The organism is Aquabacterium sp. (assembly GCF_048860245.1).
Classification (GTDB): Bacteria; Pseudomonadota; Gammaproteobacteria; order Burkholderiales; family Burkholderiaceae_C; genus Aquabacterium.
Genome location: NZ_JBLIZW010000096.1, coordinates 1 through 19,821, shown reverse-complemented (window position 1 = coordinate 19,821; position 19,821 = coordinate 1). Strand labels below are relative to the sequence as shown.

The 19,821-nt window shown below is 61.9% G+C and carries 21 protein-coding genes; 11 read left to right on the top strand and 10 right to left on the bottom strand.

All coding sequences use genetic code 11. From position 1 onward, the window contains the following. Positions 1–62: 62 nt before the first annotated feature. The 5 genes from ribBA to ACMV18_RS11105 all read left to right on the top strand — a co-directional run bounded on the left by ribBA (position 63) and on the right by ACMV18_RS11105 (position 4,297). Positions 63–1,178: a bifunctional 3,4-dihydroxy-2-butanone-4-phosphate synthase/GTP cyclohydrolase II gene (gene ribBA / locus ACMV18_RS11125; RefSeq protein ID WP_420817895.1), complete on the top strand. Its 1,116-nt coding sequence runs from the start codon at positions 63–65 to the stop codon at positions 1,176–1,178. 76 nt (positions 1,179–1,254) lie between these two features. Beyond that, positions 1,255–1,719 carry a 6,7-dimethyl-8-ribityllumazine synthase gene (gene ribH, locus ACMV18_RS11120; protein ID WP_374255954.1) on the top strand — a complete coding sequence of 155 codons (465 nt, stop codon included), beginning with the start codon at positions 1,255–1,257 and terminating at the stop codon, positions 1,717–1,719. After that, positions 1,716–2,240 (top strand): transcription antitermination factor NusB, encoded by a 525-nt coding sequence (gene nusB, locus ACMV18_RS11115; RefSeq protein WP_374255955.1) that lies wholly within the window; start codon positions 1,716–1,718, stop codon positions 2,238–2,240. The genes ribH and nusB overlap by 4 nt, the downstream gene beginning before the upstream one ends. Positions 2,241–2,267: 27 nt before the next feature. Beyond that, positions 2,268–3,791: a serine/threonine-protein kinase gene (locus ACMV18_RS11110; protein ID WP_420817894.1), complete on the top strand. Its 1,524-nt coding sequence runs from the start codon at positions 2,268–2,270 to the stop codon at positions 3,789–3,791. Between the two features lie 14 nt (positions 3,792–3,805). Next, positions 3,806–4,297 (top strand): TssQ family T6SS-associated lipoprotein, encoded by a 492-nt coding sequence (locus tag ACMV18_RS11105; protein ID WP_420817893.1) that lies wholly within the window; start codon positions 3,806–3,808, stop codon positions 4,295–4,297. Here the strand turns inward: ACMV18_RS11105 and ACMV18_RS11100 are convergent. Beyond that, entirely contained in the window at positions 4,290–5,849 is a 1,560-nt protein-coding gene (locus tag ACMV18_RS11100) for an exopolyphosphatase (protein ID WP_420817892.1), read from the bottom strand. The genes ACMV18_RS11105 and ACMV18_RS11100 overlap by 8 nt on opposite strands. 69 nt (positions 5,850–5,918) lie before the next feature. Here ACMV18_RS11100 and ACMV18_RS11095 point away from each other — a divergent pair, with 69 nt between their 5' ends. After that, a complete protein-coding gene (locus ACMV18_RS11095; RefSeq protein ID WP_420817891.1) occupies positions 5,919–6,779 on the top strand; it encodes a ZIP family metal transporter in 861 nt (286 codons plus the stop codon). A gap of 12 nt (positions 6,780–6,791) precedes the next feature. Here the strand turns inward: ACMV18_RS11095 and ACMV18_RS11090 are convergent, their stop codons facing one another. Next, positions 6,792–7,703 carry a DMT family transporter gene (locus ACMV18_RS11090; RefSeq protein WP_420817890.1) on the bottom strand — a complete coding sequence of 304 codons (912 nt, stop codon included), beginning with the start codon at positions 7,701–7,703 and terminating at the stop codon, positions 6,792–6,794. 47 nt (positions 7,704–7,750) lie between these two features. Further along, positions 7,751–8,875, bottom strand: coding sequence for an aromatic ring-hydroxylating oxygenase subunit alpha (locus tag ACMV18_RS11085; RefSeq protein ID WP_420817889.1), 1,125 nt, complete (start codon positions 8,873–8,875; stop codon positions 7,751–7,753). A gap of 333 nt (positions 8,876–9,208) precedes the next feature. Between ACMV18_RS11085 and ACMV18_RS11080 the strand changes: the two genes are divergently transcribed. The 3 genes from ACMV18_RS11080 to dxs are packed head-to-tail and all read left to right on the top strand — an operon-like array spanning position 9,209 to position 12,311. Then, entirely contained in the window at positions 9,209–9,460 is a 252-nt protein-coding gene (locus tag ACMV18_RS11080) for an exodeoxyribonuclease VII small subunit (protein WP_374255966.1), read from the top strand. Next, positions 9,457–10,383 carry a polyprenyl synthetase family protein gene (locus ACMV18_RS11075; protein ID WP_420817888.1) on the top strand — a complete coding sequence of 309 codons (927 nt, stop codon included), beginning with the start codon at positions 9,457–9,459 and terminating at the stop codon, positions 10,381–10,383. The genes ACMV18_RS11080 and ACMV18_RS11075 overlap by 4 nt, the downstream gene beginning before the upstream one ends. Before the next feature lie 23 nt (positions 10,384–10,406). Beyond that, a complete protein-coding gene (gene dxs / locus ACMV18_RS11070; RefSeq protein ID WP_420817887.1) occupies positions 10,407–12,311 on the top strand; it encodes a 1-deoxy-D-xylulose-5-phosphate synthase in 1,905 nt (634 codons plus the stop codon). 98 nt (positions 12,312–12,409) lie between these two features. Here the strand turns inward: dxs and ACMV18_RS11065 are convergent, their stop codons facing one another. Beyond that, on the bottom strand, positions 12,410–12,889 hold the full coding sequence (locus ACMV18_RS11065) for a hemerythrin domain-containing protein (protein ID WP_420817886.1): 480 nt from the start codon (positions 12,887–12,889) through the stop codon (positions 12,410–12,412). A gap of 131 nt (positions 12,890–13,020) precedes the next feature. Further along, positions 13,021–14,418: an argininosuccinate lyase gene (gene argH, locus ACMV18_RS11060; protein ID WP_420817885.1), complete on the bottom strand. Its 1,398-nt coding sequence runs from the start codon at positions 14,416–14,418 to the stop codon at positions 13,021–13,023. A 43-nt stretch (positions 14,419–14,461) separates the two neighbouring features. Between argH and ACMV18_RS11055 the strand changes: the two genes are divergently transcribed. Next, a complete protein-coding gene (locus tag ACMV18_RS11055; protein WP_420817884.1) occupies positions 14,462–15,589 on the top strand; it encodes a sensor histidine kinase in 1,128 nt (375 codons plus the stop codon). Next, a complete protein-coding gene (locus tag ACMV18_RS11050) occupies positions 15,586–16,353 on the top strand; it encodes a LytR/AlgR family response regulator transcription factor (protein WP_420817883.1) in 768 nt (255 codons plus the stop codon). Before ACMV18_RS11055 ends, ACMV18_RS11050 begins: the two co-directional genes overlap by 4 nt. A gap of 39 nt (positions 16,354–16,392) precedes the next feature. On the opposite strand, the gene ACMV18_RS11045 is transcribed toward ACMV18_RS11050, so the two are convergent. The 5 genes from ACMV18_RS11045 to ACMV18_RS11025 all read right to left on the bottom strand — a co-directional run. Beyond that, positions 16,393–17,046 carry a protein phosphatase CheZ gene (locus tag ACMV18_RS11045; RefSeq protein WP_374259269.1) on the bottom strand — a complete coding sequence of 218 codons (654 nt, stop codon included), beginning with the start codon at positions 17,044–17,046 and terminating at the stop codon, positions 16,393–16,395. Between the two features lie 16 nt (positions 17,047–17,062). Then, entirely contained in the window at positions 17,063–17,461 is a 399-nt protein-coding gene (cheY, locus tag ACMV18_RS11040; RefSeq protein ID WP_374259276.1) for a chemotaxis response regulator CheY, read from the bottom strand. Positions 17,462–17,519: 58 nt separating this feature from the next. Then, positions 17,520–18,512, bottom strand: a complete 993-nt coding sequence (gene motB, locus ACMV18_RS11035) for a flagellar motor protein MotB (protein WP_374259268.1) — start codon at positions 18,510–18,512, stop codon at positions 17,520–17,522. A 3-nt stretch (positions 18,513–18,515) separates the two neighbouring features. Next, a complete protein-coding gene (gene motA, locus ACMV18_RS11030; RefSeq protein WP_420817882.1) occupies positions 18,516–19,373 on the bottom strand; it encodes a flagellar motor stator protein MotA in 858 nt (285 codons plus the stop codon). Positions 19,374–19,680: 307 nt separating this feature from the next. Next, on the bottom strand, positions 19,681–19,821 hold a 141-nt coding region (locus ACMV18_RS11025), incomplete at its 5' end, for a FlhC family transcriptional regulator (RefSeq protein WP_420817594.1).

Below are 19,821 nucleotides of genomic sequence, written 5' to 3'. Positions count from 1 at the left end.
TTCTGAGGGGCGCCTGACCGGGCTGGCGCCAAACTGGTGCCCGGCCCGCCTACAATGTGAGGATGCCCATCTCTCCCATTCCCGAGCTGATTGCCGAACTCGCTGCCGGTCGCATGGTCATCCTGGTGGATGAAGAAGACCGCGAAAACGAGGGCGATCTTGTCCTGGCGTCTGACCACGTCACGCCGGAAGCCATCAACTTCATGGCCAAGTTTGGTCGTGGCCTGATCTGTCTGACGCTGACGCGTGAGCGCTGCGAGACCTTGCAGTTGCCACCGATGGCGACCCGCAATGGCACCAAGCACGGCACGGCGTTCACTGTGTCGATCGAGGCGACCACGGGCGTGACCACGGGGATCTCTGCCGCCGACCGTGCCCGCACGGTGCAGGCTGCTGTGGCTCGCGATGCCAAGCCGGAAGATCTGGTGCAGCCTGGTCACATCTTCCCCCTGCAAGCGCAGGATGGCGGCGTGTTGATGCGCGCAGGTCATACTGAAGCCGGGTGCGACATGGCCCGCATGGCGGGGCTGACGCCGTCGGCCGTGATCTGCGAGATCATGAACGACGACGGCACGATGGCGCGTCTGCCGGATCTGGAAATTTTCGCCAAGGAGCACGGTCTGAAGATCGGCACCATCGCGGATCTGATCCAGTATCGCAGCCGCAACGAATCCCTCATCGAGCGCGTGGGACAGCGCACGATGGAAACCCCCGAGGGCCCGTTCAATGCCAACGTGTTCCGTGACCGTACTGGCGCGCTGCATTTGGCCTTGAGCCTGGGGGAGTGGACTCCGGCTGACGAGGTGCTGGTGCGTGTGCATGAGCCTTTGTCGGTGATGGACTGGCTGGATGCCGGCAACCGCAGTCACTCTTGGGCCTTGCCCAAGGCGCTGGCCGCTGTGCGCGAAGCCGGCCGCGGCGTGCTGGTGCTGCTGAACGCAGGCGACGAAGCCGAGCGCCTGCTGGAGCGCATGCTGCCTGCGGTGCCGCAACAAGCCGCCAAGCAGCCTCTGGACTTGCGTACCTACGGGGTCGGGGCTCAAATTCTGCGCACCTTGGGTGTGCAACGCATGCGCCTGATGGGCAACCAGCAGCGCATGCCCAGTATGGTGGGCTATGGCCTGGAAGTCACCGGTTTCCTGACGGCAGCCGGCGACTTGCTCGACCCGCCACACTGATCCGCAGGGCGGACGGCGTTAGCCGCCCCATTGCTCTTTTGATTTGATTGATCGCTCTTTTTCTGGATGACGCACTATGCAAGGCGCTGACAAAGGACAAGCTGCACGACTCGATGGACACGATTTGCGTGTCGGGATCGTGCAAGCCCGCTTCAACGATGAACTGACTTCCCGCATGGCCGAGCTGTGCAAGGAAGAGTTGGTGGCGTTGGGCGTGAACCCATCTCACATTCAGCACGTGACCGTGCCGGGCGCCCTGGAGGTGCCGGTTGCCCTGCAAGCCATGGCCGACAGCGAGCGTTTCGACGCGCTGGTCGCGCTGGGCTGCATCATCCGTGGCGAGACCTATCACTTCGAACTGGTGTCCAACGAAAGCGGCGCGGGTGTCACCCGTGTCAGCCTGGACCACCATGTGCCGATTGCCAATGCCATCCTGACCGTCGAGAACGACGCACAGGCGCAAGCGCGTGTGGAAGAAAAGAGTCGCGATGCGGCTCGTGTTGCCGTCGAGATGGCCAATCTGCTGGATGACCTGCTGTGACCGACGCCGCTGACACCCCCCAATCCGCCCCCCTGCAAGGCCGTCCTGCACGCAAGACGGGCCCCGGCCCTCGTGACCGCGCCAAATCGCCACGTCGCCGTGCACGCGAGTTTGCTTTGCAAGGCCTGTATGAATGGCAGATCAACCCGCGTGATCCCGGTGCGGTCGATGCACACATCCGCGAGCAGGATGATTTCGCCAAGTGTGACCGCGTGCTGTACGACGGTTTGCTGCACGGCTGCATCGAGCAGCGTTCGCAACTGGATGCAACATTGCTCAAGTTCCTTGATCGTCCCGTCGAAGAACTCTCACCCGTTGAGCACGCCGTGCTCTGGATCGGCGCGTACGAACTGACCCATTGCCTGGATGTGCCTTACAAGGTCGCCATCAATGAGGCCGTTGAGCTGGCCAAGAGCTTCGGTGGGACCGACGGACACAAATACGTCAACGGCGTGCTGGACCACCTGGCTCCCAATCTGCGCCCTGACGAAGTCAAAGCGGCTCGTCCTGGCTCACGCTGAGATCTGGCCATAAAGGGTTGTTGATTCGTGTCGTCGCGTCCTACATTGCCGGGAGAAACGCAGCCTTACGATGAAGAGGCTGAGCGTCGTTTGGCGATTGACGATCCGGATACCGTGGCAGAGACACGTCCTCTTCCCGAGCCTGAGGCCGCAGACCTCAAGAAGTTGCGCCCGGAGGCCATGCCCACGATGGGGCACATTGGCCGTTATGCGCTGAAGTATGTGATTGGCGAAGGCGGATTGGGGACGGTTTACGCGGCCCATGATCCGCTGCTGTCCAGACTGATTGCCATCAAGACGCTGCATGTGGATGTCACGGCGCAAGACCGTGAACAGTTCAATGCGCTGTTCTTGAACGAAGCCAAGGCGGCGGGTAGCCTGAATCATCCGCACATCGTCACGATGTATGACGCGGGCATGACCGAGCAGGGCACGGCCTACATCGCCATGGAAATGCTGCGCGGCAAGGATCTGCGCCAGCTTCTGGCGATGGGGTGGAAGCCCACGCCCGCGCAGGCCGCGCTGATTGTGCGGCGCGTGGCAGATGCGCTGTCCTATGCGCATCACAAAGGCGTCATTCACCGAGACATCAAGCCGGCCAACATTTTCATGGTGAGTCGGACACAGCCGCGTGTGCTGGATTTCGGTATTGCTCGCATTCGTCAGGCAGAGTCACTGGCGAACCGCGATGACCCGCAAAGCCGCTTCCAGGAAATCGTGGGCGGATCGCCTTATTACATGGCCCCGGAGCAGGTGCAGTACCGTCCCGTCGATCGTCGGGTGGATGTGTACGCCTTGGGTGTCGTGTTGTTTGAGTTGCTGGTGGGGCGTCGTGCTTTCACGGGCAACAGCCTGGAAGAGATCGCTGATGCGGTGTTGATCAAACCGGTTCCGCTGGCGCACGAAGTGAATCCGGCGGTGCCCCGCACTTTGTCCGAGATTGTGGCGCGTGCCATGCATCGCGATGTGGATCAGCGCACGCGCTCGGCCCGACGTCTCTCGGGTGAGTTGCGTGCGTGGCTGGACAGCGCTGAGGGCGAGTCGGCATTGAGAGATGCGCCTGCCTCGCCCATGTCCGCATCGTCGCGGTCGGGCCTCTGGTATGTCGCTGCCTTTGGTTGGGTGGCCGCGCTGGTCGGTGGTAGCTGGATGGCCTGGCAGGCCTGGAGCCATCGTGCGGTCGATCCGGTGCCTGTTGCGGTGGCGCAATCGGTGCCCTCGACGGTTGCATCAGCCTCGGCGGGCTTGGCACCTGCGCCGAAGATGCCGTCTGTGGCGCTGGAGTCGGTGCCGGCGGCCAGTGTTGCCGCGCCTGCGAGTGCGCCATCCCCCGCAGCGGTGGATGCCAAAGGTGTGGTCAAACTGGCCATCAGCCCTTGGGGAGAAGTGTGGGTGGATGGCCGTTCGGCTGGTGTGGCGCCGCCACTCAATCAGTTGAATTTGCCCGAAGGTGAGCACACGATCACCATTCGTAACGCGGATGCACCGGAATTCCGGCAGACTGTGCATGTGCAGGCAGGCAAGCCTGTGCGTATCAAGCATCAATTCTGATCCGCGAGTTCGCTATGAAGTTGTGTTCATCTGTCTCGGCGTGGCAGGTTGTTCGGGCCGTGCTCGTTTTGGGCGCGGTGTGGATGACAGGTTGCGCGACCAAGCCGGCCGTGCCCGCTGCTGATGTGCCGCATCCACCTTCTGTGGTGGCCTCAGCTGTGGCATCCAGTGCGTCGCCTGCGTCTGCGGCGTCTGAGCCTGCTCGCGCGACACCGCCCGCTGAGGCTGCCTTGGCGCAAGGCGTGAAGGCGTATCAAGCCGGCCAATATGGTCAGGCTGAATCGCAGTTGAAAGCCGCGCTGAAGGCAGGCCTGGCTGTGCCAAGTGACACGGCCAAGGCGCACAAACATCTGGCGTTTATTTACTGCACCAGCAAGCGGGAGGCGCAGTGTTTGGCTGCGTTCAAGGCCGCGAAAACGGCAGACCCATCTTTTGCGCTGAGCAAGGCTGAGGCGGGGCACCCCATGTGGGCCAAGGCCTACAAAAAGGCCATGGGCCTCAAGTGAGCATGAGGCTCAGTTGGCGGTTGCCCTGAGCGCTCCATCGGCGGCACTCTTCGTCGAGCAGGTGGAGCGTGCGGGGATTCTGGTTTGCCCAGCGCTTGTTCAGTTTGAGATGCACCTTGTTGCGGCCACGTTGCAGGCTGGCCGTTTCGGCTGACAGATCGATCCGTGCGTGATGCAGGATGATGGCCAGTCGCAAGCACAGCACTTGCGACATCAGTGCGGTGTCGTGCATGTGCTCAGCCAATTTGATCAGTTCGCCGCGCTGCCCCAAGACCAAGGCCGCCAAGCGACGTTGCTGGGATTGCGAAAAGCCTGCCGCGTCGACGTGACCGAGCAGGTAGGCGCTGTGTCGGTGGTGGTCGTGGTGCGACACCATCATGCCGATTTCGTGGAGGGCACTGGCCCATCCCAGTTCACGCGTGTGCTCACCGTCTGTGGCCGCGGAAGGGTCTGCCAGGCTTTGCCACAACGACAGCGCGCGAGCCCGGATGCGCTCGCCATGGACTTTGTCCACCCGGAAACGTTGCTGAAGTTCGCGCACCGAGGCATCACGGGGATCCAGGGCGCGGTGATTGCGAGCGGCTTCGTGGCGCTCTTCCAGGTCGAAGATCACCCCTTGGCGCAAGGCCCCCTTGGCCGGGCGCAAGGCTTCGATGTCGAAGTGCATCGCCAAGGTGTAGAGGATAGACAGGCCGCCCCCCAAGACCGCTTTGCGCTCGGCCTTCAGGCCAGGCAGATTCAGCAGATCGGCCGAGCCGGCTTCCATGCAGCGCTCAATGCACCAGCGCAGGCTGTCAGGGGTGATGCTGCCGTCGGTGATGCCGTTGGCCACCAGAATTTGTGAAACAGCCCCCACGGTGCCGGACGAGCCCAGCGCCTCTTGCCAGGCACTGCGGTCAAACAAGGTAAGCGCCTCTTCCAATTCGGCGCCTGCCGCAATTTGTGCGGAGCGGAAGGCCTCTGCGGTGAAGCGGCCTTGCGGAAAGTGCTGCAGGGACAGGCTCACGCTACCGACGCTGAATGATTCCTTGGTCAGTGCGGTGCGGCCCTGGCCCAAGATCATTTCGGTCGAACGGCCGCCAATGTCAATGACCAGACGGGGCAGTTCGCTGGGTTGCAGTCGAGCCACGCCCTGGTAAATCAGGCGCGCTTCTTCGCGGCCGGCAATCACTTCGATCGGGTGGCCCAGCACGCGGTTGGCGCGCTGCAGAAAAGCATCGCGGTTGCGGGCTTCGCGCAGGGTTTGCGTGGCCACGGCGCGGACTTGCCAGGGTTCAAAGCCTTTGAGTCGTTGTGCAAAGCGAGCCAGGCAGGCCAAACCGCGCTGCATGGCCTCTTCGGTCAGCATGCCGTGGCTATCGAGACCGCCTCCCAGGCGCACCATTTCCTTGAGGTAGTCGACGCGCTTGTATCGACCCTTGGTGATGGTGCCGATTTCCAGTCGTGCACTGTTGGAGCCGATGTCGATGGCTGCCAGCAATTCGGATTGACGGCTGCGATCCAGCCCCGGAGAGGTTTTCTTGGCCGACTTGGCGCTCAGCATGGTGTCCATAGCCCGGTATTGTCTATGGTTTGCGTGACAGGGGGCATGGGTTGTTGACAGCATTGCTAAGATCGTCAAATGACCTTGTTATCCATCGTGCTGGCGACCTTCATTGGTGGCCTGGTTTCGGTGCTGCTGGCCGCAGCCCTGTCTGCCCCTTTGTTGGGTTTGATCGTTCGACATCTGGTGAGTTTGTCGACCGGTGTGCTGCTCGGGACGGCCTTGTTGCATGTGTTGCCCGAGGCGTTTGATTCGGGCAAGGCGCCGCACGGCTTGTTCATGACCTTGCTGGGTGGGCTGCTGTTTTTCTTCCTGCTGGAAAAGGCGGAGCTGTATCGCCATGGGCATCACCATGAGCATGACCACCACGATCACCACCACGGCTTTGATGCCGAGCAGGCTGGCCGCGGCGGCTGGAGTGTGCTGGTGGGTGACAGCATTCACAACTTCTGTGACGGGGTGCTGATCGCCGCGTCGTTCCTGGCCGATCAGCAGTTGGGTGTGGTGACGGCGCTGGCCATCATTGCGCACGAGATTCCGCAGGAGGTGGGCGATTACATCGTGCTGATCAATGCGGGCTTTTCGCGCATGCGGGCGCTGGCGTACAACGCACTGTCAGGCCTGGCGGCCGTGGTGGGCGGTGTGCTGGGCTACTTCCTGATCGGGCCTTGGCAGGACTATTTGCCCTACATGATGGTGCTGGCTGCGAGCAGTTTCATCTACGTGGCTGTGGCCGATTTGATTCCGCAATTGCAAAAGCGCTTGAATGGCCGGGATACGGCGCTGCAGATTGTCTGGCTGGCGATTGGGCTGGGCATGATTGCAACCATCGTGGGCAAGTTGCACGACGAACACGATGCGCATGGCCACCACGAACACGCTGACGCGCCGGCAGACCATGCCGCGCAGAGCGCCAGCCAAGTGCAGGTCAAGCCCTGACGGCTGTCTCACTTATTTGGTCGATGGTGAGGGTGTCGAGGACGCCGACTTCAGGCGCGTGGACACCATGCCGGAGGCCACGATCAGCAGCATGCCGATGACGGCATCCCATTTGAGGGTCTCGTCAAACAGCCAAGTGCCAAACAGGCCGGCATGGACGATGCCCAAGTACTGCAGGTTGGCAATCACCAGCGTGTTGCCTTGCGAATAGGCTCGGGTCATCAGCAATTGTGCGATGGTGGCAAAGACGCCGACCCCCAGCAAGGCAAGCCATGATGTCAAAGGGATGTTCGCCAGCGCAGTGGGGTTGGACTGGCCGGGGATCAGCCACAAGGCGGCACCCAGTACGGCCCCCATCAGCGAGAAATAAAACACCACACGAATTTCCGGCTCGCCGGCGCGTCCCAGTGCGGTCACTTGCAGATAGGCCGTGGCGGCCAGCATGCCGGAGCACAGGCCGCACAAGCCTGCCCACATCTGGTCGCGGTTGATGGTGGGGTGAAGGACCAGTGCGACGCCCATGAAGCCCACGGCGATGGCGGCCACGATGCGCAGGTCCACCCGTCGTCCGCCTAAAAACAATGCCTGAACGATGAGGAACACGACCATCCACACCGACGACATGTAGTTGAGGGTGACCGAGGTGGCCAAGGGCAATTGCCCCATGGCATAGAACCACATGGACAAGGCTGCCACGCCCGCCAGGCCGCGCTTGACATGCAGCATGGGCACGCGCGTGCGCAGGCTGGTGGCGGCACTCAGGGCGATGACGGACATGATCACCGCGCCCACGCAGCCTCGGGCGGCCACAACGGCGGCAGTGCCGAAGTCGTTGGACGCGAACTTCACGCAAACCCCCATGCAGGCAAACAGCAGGGTGGCCATCACCATCTGGATGTAGGGGGAGACGCGAGGCTGGGTCATGGATAGAAAAAGCCGCCCGAGGGCGGCTTGGATGGCGGAGGGCTGGGTCAGTCCTTGAAGTTCATCACGCGGCGATACCACTCGTGAAAGTGTTGCATGCCATCTTCCATGGGGCTTTGGTAGGGGCCCACTTCGTTTTCACCGCGCAGCATCAGAGCTTTGCGACCGGCGTCCATGCGTTCACCGATTTCATCGTCCTCGATGCAGGTCTCCATGTAGGCTGCGCGCTGTGCCTCGATGAACTCGCGCTCGAACGCGGCGATTTCTTCGGGGTAGTAGAACTCGACCACATTGAGGGCCTTTTGTGGCCCCATCGGGTACATGTTCGATACCACCAGCACGTGCGGATACCACTCGACCATCATGGTGGGGTAGTAGGTCAGCCACACGGCACCTTGGGTTGGCTTTTGCCCGCCGCGGTACTTGAGCAGCACTTCGCGCCACTTCTTGTACACGTCGGAGCCCGGCTTGTCGAACGTCGACGCCACGCCCACGGTTTGCACCGAGTATTCCTTGGCCATGTCCCAGCGCAGATCGTCGCAGGTGACGAAATTGCCCAAGCCGGGGTGGAAGGGGCCCACGTGGTAGTCCTCGAGGTACACCTCGATGAAGGTCTTCCAGTTGTAGTTGCACTCGTGCAATTCAACGTGGTCGAGCACGTAGCCGCTGAAGTCCAGATCACCGCCGGGTTTGAAGCGGGCATCGATGCCAGCCAGATCTGCAGCGATGTCGCGGCCATTGTCCTCAAACAGCAAGCCGTTCCAGTTGCGGACCTTGTAGTTGTTGAGGTTCAGGCAGGGATCATGGTCGAAGTGCGGGGCACCGATCAGTTCGCCCTTGTGGCTGTAGGTCCAGCGGTGCAGCGGGCACACGATGTTGTGCTTGCTGTTGCCGCGACCTTTGAGCATCACCGCCTGACGGTGGCGGCAGATGTTGGAGATCAGTTCGATGCCATCCGGCGTGCGCACGAGCGCACGGCCTTCGTTTTCCTGGGGCAGTGCATAGTAGTCGCCTACCTCAGGCACGCTCAGTGCGTGGCCCAGGTAGCGAGGACCGGACTGAAAGATGCGTTCAAGCTCCTCCTTATAGAGTGATTCGTCAAAGTAGACGGACACAGGCAGCTGAGAGTGGCTGCGTTGAAGAGAGTTGAGCGCGTTACTCAGGTCGGACATGATCCCCAGGATCTCCAAAAACCAATGTCAACCCACCTTGGCGGCACAGCACAGGCATGGCCCGACCCAAGGTCTTGGATGAATCCCCAATGTCTTGATTGGGGGGCGATGCCCTCGAATCCGGTCGCTGGAACACAGCCGTGAGGCAGTATCCGGCATGGTGCGTCAGGCGCCATGTCGGTGCGCGATCATGTTCGGGGGAACCCGAGATTGTACCCTTAGGGGGGGGGGTTGGGGTAGCCCTGCCTGCTCGCGTGGGTATGAGGCAGGTCAACCGAAATAGAATACGCGTTTGCCCGCAAACTTCCCTGACGAAGCTTCTCAGGCCCGCACATGGCTAAAACTTCTGCCAAAACAGGCGCAGCTGCCGCACCCACTTTGCCCGCCACCTATGAGGAGGCGCTGGCTGAGCTTGAGCAACTCGTCGCTCAGATGGAGTCGGGCGCCTTGCCGCTGGAACAGTTGTTGAGCAGCTATCAGCGTGGCGCAGCATTGCTGCAGTTCTGCCGTGATCGTCTGCAGGCCGTGGAAGAGCAGGTCAAGCTGCTGGAAGATGGGCAGGTCAAACCGTGGGATGCGGCATGAGCCCCGAAGGATTCAAGAACTGGTCAGACGACGTGCTGGCCCGCGTGGAAACGGCGCTGAGTGCGTGGGTGCCGGTGTCGGCGCCTGCAGGCCTGGGTGAGGCCATGCGCTATGGCGTGCTGGAAGGCGGCAAGCGTTTGCGCGCCTTGCTGGTGCAGGCGGCCGCCCAAGCGGTGGGGGCACTGGCCTCGCCAGCTGGGGGCGAGGCGGCCTTGCGTGCCGCCTGCGCGGTCGAGCTGATTCATGCCTATTCGCTGGTGCATGACGACATGCCCTGCATGGACAACGACGTGCTGCGTCGAGGCAAGCCCACCGTGCATGTGGCGTTTGGCGAGGCGCAGGCCATGCTGGCGGGCGACGCCATGCAAGCCTTGGCCTTTGAGGTGCTGACGCCGGACGTGGGCGAGGGTGCTGGCGTGGCGCCTGCATTGCAAGCCCGGCTGGTGCGCTTGCTGGCTCGCGCGTCGGGGCAGTCGGGCATGGCGGGTGGTCAGGCGATTGACTTGGCCAGTGTGGGCCGTGCGCTGGACGAGCAGACCTTGCGCGACATGCACCAGCGCAAAACGGGCGCCTTGTTGCAAGCCAGTGTCCAGATGGGCGCAGCGTGCGGCGGCCTGCAGGCCGACAGTGCCGCGTGGCAGGCGCTGACGGCGTATGGCCATGCCATGGGCCTGGCTTTCCAGATCGTCGACGACGTGCTCGATGCCACCCAAGGGTCTGAAACCTTGGGCAAGACGGCGGGCAAGGATGCCGATGCCAACAAACCCACTTATGTCAGCCTGTTGGGTCTCGAAGGGGCCCGGCAGGAAGCGGCGGACTTGCTGACACAGGCCCACGATGCGCTGGCGCGCAGTGGTCTGTCCGAGCAGGCTACCGCCCCCTTGGCCGCCTTGGCGGACCGGATCGTTCACCGCGATCACTGACACACCGAATTGATCCCCTGAGGATGCCCACCATGAGTTACCCCTTGCTGTCCAGGATCGACAAGCCCGCCGACATTCGGCACCTGTCCCGGACTGAGCTCAAACAGCTAGCGACCGAGCTGCGCGATTACCTGCTGCACAGCGTGTCTCGCACGGGCGGGCATTTGTCGTCCAACCTGGGGACGGTGGAGCTGACGATCGCCTTGCACTACGTTTTCAACACGCCGGATGATCGCCTGGTGTGGGACGTGGGGCACCAGACCTATCCTCACAAGATCCTGACCGGTCGCCGCGACCGCATGCCCTCCTTGCGTCAGTTCGGTGGCATGAGCGGGTTTCCCCGCCGTGATGAGAGCGAGTACGACACCTTCGGCACCGCGCACTCGTCGACCTCGATCTCGGCGGCGCTGGGCATGGCCCTGGGGGCGCAACTGCGGGGGGAAAAGCGCAAGGCCGTGGCCATCATTGGCGATGGCGCCATGACTGCTGGCATGGCGTTTGAAGCCATGAACAACGCCGGTGTGCCACACGACGGCAAGATGCCCGACATGCTGGTGGTGCTCAACGACAACGACATGTCGATTTCGCCGCCGGTGGGGGCACTCAATCGACATCTGGCGCGCCTGATGTCGGGGCGTTTCTACGCCGCTGCGCGCGAAAGCGCCAAGGAAGTGCTGCGTCACGCGCCGCCCTTGTTCGAGTTGGCCAAGCGGTTTGAAGAGCATGCCAAGGGCATGGTGGTGCCGGGCACCATCTTTGAAGAGTTCGGTTTCAACTACGTGGGCCCGATTGATGGGCACGATCTGGATTCGCTGATCCCCACGCTGGAAAACCTGCGTGACCGAGGGGGCCCGCAGTTCCTGCACGTGGTGACCAAAAAAGGCTATGGCTACAAACTGGCCGAAGCCGATCCGATTTCGTACCATGGCCCGGGTAAGTTCGATCCGGCAGTGGGCTTGGTGAAGGCCACGCCCGCCACCCCACCCAAGCCGACCTTCACCCAGGTGTTTGGTCAATGGCTGTGTGACATGGCTGCGAACGATTCGCGTCTGGTGGCGATCACGCCAGCCATGCGTGAAGGCTCGGGCATGGTGGAGTTCCACCAGAAATTCCCGTCACGCTATTTCGATGTGGGCATCGCCGAGCAACACGCGGTGACGTTTGCCGGGGGCCTGGCCTGTGAAGGGCTCAAGCCGGTCGTGGCCATTTACTCGACCTTCCTCCAGCGTGGCTACGATCAGTTGATCCACGATGTGGCCTTGCAGAACCTGCCCGTGGTGTTTGCGCTGGATCGCGCTGGCATCGTGGGGGCCGATGGCGCCACGCACATGGGGGCGTTTGACATCGCCTTCGTGCGCTGCATTCCCAATATGAGCATGATCGCGCCGGCGGACGAGGCCGAGTGCCGTCAGGCCTTGAGCGCAGCCTACGCGCAGAGCCATCCGGTGTGCGTGCGTTATCCGCGTGGCGCCGGCGTGGGGACGCCCATTCCGTCTGATCTGACGCCGCTGCCTTGGGGCAAGGGTGAGGTCCGTCGCCAGTCGCACGAAACCGTGCCCGGCAAGCGTGTGGCCATTCTGGCCTTTGGTACTTTGCTGTATCCGGCGCTGCAGGCTGGCGAGGCGTTGGACGCCACGGTGGTCAACATGCGCTTTGTGAAGCCGCTGGACACCGATCTGCTGCTGGACGTGGCACGCAACCACGACCTGCTGGTCACGGTGGAAGAGGGCTGCGTGCAGGGCGGTGCTGGCTCGGCCGTGGCCGAGGCTTTGGCTGCCGCTGGCCTGAACACCCCGTTGATGATCTTGGGTTTGCCGGACGAGTTTGTCGAGCATGGTGAGCCGGCCAAGTTGCTGTCGCTGTGCGGGCTGGATGCCGAAGGCATCGAGCAATCGGTGCGCGCACGCCGCGCGCAATTGGTGGACTGAGGCGTCCAAACTGCTGCGCATGGGTGCGCAGCGTGGCCCATGAAAAAGCCCTCGTGCACATCACTGTGCCGAGGGCTTTTGCTTGGTCGGGACCGACGTCAGGCGTGGTCGTCGCAAGGCTCCACGCTGCAACTGGTCAGGGTGGTTTCTGGCAGAGCCTCTGGAGCAGTGATTTCACCGGTTTCGGTGTTGTAGCCCACGTTGCGCAGGTGCATGACCAAGCCGGCATCCATCGCGTCAATGTGATGAGGCAGCCACAAGGTCAGTTCTTGCGCCATTTGGCGCACGATGCTCAAGTCACCGTTGGCGCCTTTCTCGGCGCCTTCGCGCATGATCTTCAGCACGATGGCGTGCTGGGAGCTGTGGCAGTTGTTGGGTGCAAAGCCCGTGTCCTGCATCCAGCGGTCTTCTTGTGCAAAGTGCTCCGCCGTGTGCGCGATCAGCTTGTCCCAGGCTGGCAGCAGGTCGGCATCGCTGGCCGCGATGACAGCATTGATCAGGTCCGTGCACTCGGTGTGCAGGTGATCAATGGCGGGCAGGTCCAGTGCCATCTCTTCGGACCAGGTAAAGCTCGACATCAGAAAGTCCTTCTCGGGGCCGCGACGGGCCAAGGTTCACATCGGACGCAGAGGGTATCTGGCCGTGCGCAGCAGGGTTTTGCGTTGGCGCAAGGGGGCGCATGCCCCTTGCCATTGCCAACCGGTGCGGATCAGGCCAGACGAGCGCGGTGGCGGGCCACCTGGGCGCGCACTTGCTCGGGCGCAGTGCCACCCAGAATGTTGCGCGCGTTCAGCGAGCCGCGCAGGCTCAGCACCTCGTACACATCCTGTTCAATGGCAGGGTTGTAGGCCTGGAGCTTGTCCAGTGGCAGTTCCGACAGGTCCACGCCCGCCGCGATGGCGTCCTTCACGGCGTGGGCCACGACTTCGTGGGCGTCACGGAAGGGCAGGCCCTTCTTCACCAGGTAGTCGGCCAAGTCTGTGGCGGTGGCGTAGCCCTTCTTGGCGGCGCGCTCCATGGCTTCGGGCTTGACGGTGATGCCAGCAGCCATTTCGGCGAAGATGCGCAGGGTGTCCTTCAGGGTGTCGACCGTGTCGAACAAGGGCTCCTTGTCTTCCTGGTTGTCCTTGTTGTAGGCCAGGGGCTGGCCCTTCATCAGGGTGATCAGGCCCATCAGGTGGCCCACCACGCGGCCGGTCTTGCCGCGCGCCAGTTCGGGCACGTCGGGGTTCTTCTTCTGGGGCATGATCGACGAGCCGGTGCAGAAGCGGTCAGCCAGATCGATGAAGCCGAACGATTGGCTCATCCAAAGGATCAGCTCTTCGCTCAGGCGAGATACGTGCACCATCAGCAGGGAGGCTGCGGCGGTGAACTCGATGGCGAAGTCGCGGTCGGACACGCCGTCCAGGCTGTTCTGGCAGACAGCTTCGAAGCCCAGAGTGCGGGCCACACGCTCGCGGTCCAAGGGGTAGCTGGTGCCGGCCAAAGCGGCCGAGCCCAGCGGCAGGCGGTTCACGCGCTTGCGCAGGTCGATCATGCGCTCGGCGTCACGGGCAAACATTTCCACATAGGCCAGCAGGTGGTGACCAAAGGCCACGGGCTGGGCTACTTGCAGGTGGGTGAACCCGGGCAGGATGGTGTCGGCGTTTTGCTCGGCCACATCCACCAGGGCTTTTTGCAGCTCGATCAGCAGCACGCCGATTTCGTCGATCTCGCCGCGCAGCCACAGGCGCACGTCGGTGGCGACCTGGTCGTTGCGCGAGCGTCCGGTGTGCAGGCGCTTGCCGGCGTCCCCGACCAATTGGGTCAGGCGGGCTTCGATGTTCAGGTGGACGTCTTCCAGATCCAGCTTCCATTCGAAGGTGCCTGCCTCGATCTCCGAGCGGATCTGAGCCATGCCCTTTTGAATGGCCTCCCAGTCCGAGGCCGAGATCAGGCCTTGGGCTTGCAGCATTTCGGCGTGGGCCAGGGAACCCTGGATGTCAGCGGCCCACAGGCGCTTGTCGAAGAAGACGCTGGCGGTGTAGCGCTTGACCAGCTCGCTCATCGGCTCGGAAAACAGGGCCGACCAGGCCTGGGACTTCTTGTCGAGTTGGTTGGTGCTCATGGGTGTATCCGGCAGCGCGCTTCTCACGCAAAATGTGCAAACCATGGATTTTAATGAGTTGCCGCCGTCTACGTCCTTCGGATCGACCCAGCTTGATGCACAAGCTGGGTCAAATGGCCTGTCTTCGCCCGTGTCGGGCTCGCCATTCGATGTGTGTCACGTCGGGGTGGTGTTGCGGGTGGTGCTGGGTGTCCAGGCGGTGGTGGCGCTGGCTGTGTCCGTTCAAGCCGCCTCTGCGGGGGATGCCTTCAATCGGTGGTCGCAGGTCGCGGTGGTGACCTTGTCCGCCAGTTTGTTCTGGCTGGTGGTGGCATGTGCCGGCAAGCGTTGGGTCAACACGCTGTCAGATTGGATGCAAACGTGTGTGGCGTTGGCGTTGGGGGCCATCGCGGGTGGCTTGGCGCAGTATGGCGGGGCCTTGCTCAATGAATATCTGATCGGTGAGCGCGCCTTGACGGGCTGGCCACAGGTGTCCGCGATGATGACCGGGGCCGCGCTGTCGGCGCTGGCGCTCGGGTGGCTGCGTCATCGCGCGCGCAGCGTCGTGCCTGCCCATGCCACCGCACGCTTGGCCGAGTTGCAAGCGCGCATTCGGCCTCACTTCTTGTTCAACACCCTGAACACGGCCATTGCGTTGGTGCAGATTGATCCACAGCGCGCCGAGCGTGTGCTGGAGGACTTGGCGGAGTTGTTCAGGCAAGCCTTGCAGTCCCCGTCCTCGATGTCCACCCTGCGTGAGGAGGTGTCGCTGGCAAAGCGGTACCTCGACATTGAAGCCCTTCGCTTTGGTGAGCGGATGAAAGTTCGCTGGGATGTGGACGAAGCCGCAGGCGGCGCCAAAGTGCCTGCCCTGGTTTTACAGCCCTTGGTCGAGAACGCCGTGCATCACGGCATTGAGGTGGATCCGCAAGGTGGCTGGATCGCGGTGAGGGCCGGGGTGCAAGCCGGACAGGTCGTGTTGACGGTCAGCAACTCGGTGCCCTTGCAACTGCCGCTGCAGGGCCGCGAGGGGCATGGCATGGCTTTGCGCAATGTGCGTCAACGACTGAAGTTGATGCATGACGTGGTGGCCGATTTTGACGCTCGCTTGCAGCAAAGTACCGATGGTCGTCAGCCGCCGGTGTATGTGGTTCGCATGGTGTTGCCCTTGCCTTCGGAGGCGTCAGCATGAGTGCCAGCCTGAAGGTGGTTCTGATCGATGACGAGCCCTTGGCCCGAGCCCGCATGCGCACCCTCTTGAGCCAGGCTGATGCCTCCTGCGAGGTCGTTGGTGAGTTTGGCGAGTCGGTCGCGGCGTTGATGTGGCTGCGCGAGCAAGACGACCTCGGGCAGTCTCCCGACATGGTGTTGTTGGACATTCAGATGCCCGGTTTGGACGGCATGGTTCTGGCTGCACGGCTGCGGGACATGCGGACACCGCCTGCGGTCGTGTTTGTGACAGCGCATGCCGAGCACGCGGTGCGTGCTTTTGATGTGGCAGCCGTTGACTATTTGACCAAGCCCGTTCGGGTGGAGCGACTGAATGCCTCGTTGGCGCGGGTGCGCCATTGGCTGGCATCTCGCCCCCCTGAGGAGTTGCGCGAGCCAGGGGATGCCTTCGTGGTGCAAGACCGCGGCCGTGTCGAGCGCATTCCTTTGGCACACATCCTCTACTTCAAGGCGGAGCAGAAGGTCGTGACCCTTCATGCCGTCGAGCGGACGGCGGTGGTCAGCGAATCGTTGGTCGAGCTGGAGTCTCGGCTAGGGCCACGATTTGTTCGCGTACACCGCAACACCCTGGTCGCTCGTGCGGCCATGAAGGCCTTGGCGCGACACCCTGACGATGAGGAGGGTGGCGAGGTGTGGGCTGTGCAGATCCGCCCCACCGGTGAGTGGCTGGCGGTTTCGCGCCGCCAATTGGCCACCGTCAAAGAAATCATGGCGATGGGCAGTTGACTGCCGCATCGCCATGCATGGCTGTTGCCAGTCTGAAGATCAGAAGCCCAAGCTGGCCAACAGATCGTCGACTTCGCTTTGATTGCTGACCACGTCAGAGCGGCCTTCGGGGCTCACCACGGGGCCTTCGAGCTTGATTTCGCCCGGTGCGGGGCTGTGCGTCAGTGCTGCCTCAACCTTGTGGGCTTGATCCAGCGGGGCCGCCTGCACCAGCAGTTTGACCAACTGACTTTCGAGGTCATTGGCGAGCTTGACCACTTTGGCGACCACCTGACCCGTCAGATCATGGAAGTCCTGCGCCATCATGATGTCGGTCAGGTGTGCGTCGACGCGGTGAGTTGTGGTCTCAACGTCTTGCACAAAGTTGTAAACGGCGCCTGTGGCGACAGCTTTGACCGGGTCGGCGGTGATCAGGGCCGCCAGCTTGCGTGTTTCGCTCGCAATGTGCTCTTGATCGGCTTTGGCCGCGTCAACCAGATTCAAAACGCGCTCGGCGGCGTCAGCCGTCTTGGTGGCGATGTAGCTCAGACGCGCGCGGGCATCAGGCAGGTCGTCGACATTGTTTTTCAGGCCCGGCAAAACGCCGAGCATGTTCAAGGTGTCGTGCAGCTGACGGGTCAGCGTACCCAGTTGTTGGAAAATTTCAGGCGATGCCGCTGGCATCGTCATGTTATCGGGCAGATCGACCTGCATGCTGCTCTCCCTAAGCTCAGGCCGCTGCGGCCAGTTTCTGCATGATCTTTTCGACCTTCTCTTCCAAGGTGGCCTTGGTGAAAGGTTTGACGATGTAGCCCGCAGCACCCGATTGGGCGGCCAGCACGATGTCTTCTTTTTTGGCTTCGGCCGTCACCATCAGGACGGGAAGATGCTTCAGTGCATCGTCTGCCTTGATGGCCTTGAGCAACTCAAAGCCATTCATGTTCGGCATATTGATGTCGCTGACCACGAAGTCGAACTTGCCGTTCTTGAGCATGTTCAGTGCCACGGCACCGTCTTCTGCTTCTTCGGCGTTCACGTAGCCACTTTCCTTCAGCAAGCCTCTAACGATTCGGCGCATGGTGGAAAAATCATCCACGATGAGAAACTTCATGTCGGTGGGTTTGCTCATGGGCTCGTCCTTGTGAGAAATCATGGCGCAGTCTCCGCTGCGCGCAGTCGCTGATGGTTTATCGGCCAGTGATGGACGGTCTTGAGGGCTTTATGTCGGTCTGTTCCTGGACCTTCGCCGCTGCGGCCTCTTCCTTGGCTGCCAATTCTTCATCTTCGGCATCAATGGCCGCGGATCGGGCGGCGTCAAAGAAGCGATCTTCGGCTTCCCGGTTCATCACGATGATGCTGATCCGCCGGTTGAGGGGGCTTTCCGGCTGCTCCTTTTCGAACAGCATGCTGGCCGCCAGCCCTTGGACTCGCAGCACCTTGTCCCCCGACAAGCCGCCCGCGATCAACTCTCTGCGAGAGGCATTGGCGCGGTCTGCCGACAACTCCCAGTTGCTGTAGCCCCGTTCACCCGCGCTGAATGGCTTGGCGTCCGTGTGGCCCTCGATGGTCAGCCGGTTCGGCACCTCCTGCAAGACGCTGCCGATGGCACGCAAGATGTCGCGCATGTAGCCCTCCACCACTGGAGAGCCACTGGCAAACATGGGGCGACTCTGGTCATCCACGATCTGGATGCGCAGACCTTCGGCGGTCAGGTCCAGGCGGATCTGCGTTTTGTACTTGGCCAGACGGTCGTCATTGGCGATGACTTCTTCCACGCGTTGCTTCAGCACGCGCAGGCGTTCAGCCTCTGCGCGGGCCTGCTCCATGCGGATGGCCTTGCGCTTCATCTTTTCTTCGGCCGTCTCGGATGTGCGGCCCTTCTTCATCTGACCGGTGGATTCGGACAGGTTGTTGCCACCGCCCTTGATGATGGACGTGGCATCCCCGGCACCGGAGCCCCCGAAGAAAGCCACCTTCAGCGGGCTGTTGAAGTAGTCGGCAATGCCCTTCTTGTCGCCTTCCGTGGTGGAGCCCAACAGCCACATCAGCAGGAAGAACGCCATCATGGCGGTCACGAAGTCGGCATAGGCGATCTTCCACGCACCACCGTGGGCAGCGTGGCCGCCCTTCTTGATGCGCTTGATGATGATCGGCTGGACCTTCTTCGAATCACCGGCCATGGCTTACTTCTTCTTGACGTGAGCTTCCAGCTCGGCAAACGTGGGTCGCTCGGTGGAATACAACACCTTACGGCCAAACTCGATGGCAACTTGAGGGGCGTAGCCCTGCATCGATGCCAATAGTACGGTTTTTACGACCTGAAATTCCTTGGTGCCTTCATCCAGCTTTTGCTCCATCAGGCCGCCCAGAGGTTCCACCACGCCGTACGCCAGCAAAATCCCCAGGAAGGTCCCCACCAGCGCGGAGCCGATCATGCCCCCCAGCACGGCGGGGGGTTGGCCCACCGAGCCCATGGTGTTCACCACGCCCAGCACCGCCGCCACGATACCGAAGGCGGGCAGGGCGCCGGCCAGACGTGCCACGGCAGCCACCGGTTGATGGCCTTCATGGTGGTGGGTGTCAATTTCGTTGTCCATGAGCGTTTCGATCTCATGGGCATTCAGGTTGCCGGACACCATCATGCGCAGATAGTCCGTGACAAACTCCACCACGTGGTGATCACTGCCGACCACGGGGTATTTTTTGAACAGCGCAGAGTTGTGCGGATCCTCGACGTCCTTTTCAATGGACATCAGGCCCTCTTTTCGAACCTTCTGCAGGATCTCGAAGAGCATCGCCATCAATTCCATGTAGCGATCCTTGCTGTACTTGGAGCCCTTGAAGAGGGGGCCAAAGTTACGCAACACCGCTTTGACGGTCTTGGGCTGGTTGTTCACCAGAAAGGCGCCAATCGCGCCACCACCAATGGCCATCATTTCCGTAGGCATGGCGTGAATGATCACGCTCATGTTGCCACCGTGAATGATGTAGGCGCCAAAGATGCACCCCAGGCAGACTACATAACCAATGAGTACGAACATGATGGCTCAGCTTGAGATCGAATCATGTGTGCATCTTCGGTCAGCGAGGCGCATTTGATGCAGTGAACAAGGCCACGACCATGGCTTTTTTTCACTTCACATCCCGCTTTATGGAAAAAGCACGCGGTGGTCCAAGAAAAAAAGCGGACCCTGATCGGGGTCCGCGATAAAGCACTGATCTAGTGCGGAGGAGACAAGCAAGGACGCTTTCCTTCACAAAACCGTCCGACTGTTTCTTCGGCGACGCATCTCAAAACTTGAAGCCGAAAGTGCATTGCAGGGCGACTTTGTGACAAAAGGCACGCACTCAGTGCATCTGGATGGCGCCGGAGGCCTTGCCCTTGCCGGCGCGGGCGGGCGGGTTGCACAGGCCGCAGGTGAAGTGACGGGCGATTTCGTGCGGGTGGGTGATGAAGTGGCCACCGCACTTGTTGCACTTGGTCATGGC